Source organism: Chryseobacterium sp. S0630, from assembly GCF_024158915.1.
Classification (GTDB): Bacteria; Bacteroidota; Bacteroidia; order Flavobacteriales; family Weeksellaceae; genus Chryseobacterium.
Window position 1 is genome coordinate 1 of record NZ_JAMZGF010000135.1, and the last position, 554, is coordinate 554.

Sequence of the window (554 nt, forward strand, 5' to 3'; positions counted from 1 at the left end):
TCGTAAACAGGATCCAATCTCAACGAAAGGTCTGTGGTAAGCATGGTTGGTTTATGCTTTTTGGAAGAATCAAATGCGTCAGGAATAATATCTGCTCCATCCTTAGCTACCCATTGGTGAGCTCCGGCAGGGCTTTTCGTTAATTCCCATTCATTTTCGAAAAGGTTTTTAAAGAAATAATTACTCCACTGAGTCGGAGTTTCTGTCCAGGTTACTTCAAGACCACTGGAAATAGCGTCCCTTCCGCTTCCTGATTTATAAGTGCTTGCCCATCCAAATCCCTGTTGTTCAATTCCCGCAGCTTCAGGTTCTTTGCCTACATGATCTGCAGGGCCAGCACCGTGGGTTTTACCAAAAGTATGTCCTCCGGCAATTAATGCTACGGTTTCTTCATCATTCATCGCCATACGACCAAAAGTATCACGGATATCTTTAGCGGCAGCAATAGGATCCGGATTTCCGTCCGGACCTTCAGGATTTACATAAATAAGTCCCATCTGTACGGCAGCCAATGGATTTTCAAGATTTCTTGAATGAATATCACCATCCGCATT

At 43.9% G+C, this 554-nt stretch carries 1 protein-coding gene; it reads right to left on the reverse strand.

The features are described from left to right. Window positions 1-554: peroxidase family protein (locus NK356_RS24075; RefSeq protein ID WP_367399325.1), on the reverse strand; the 554-nt coding region annotated here is incomplete at both ends.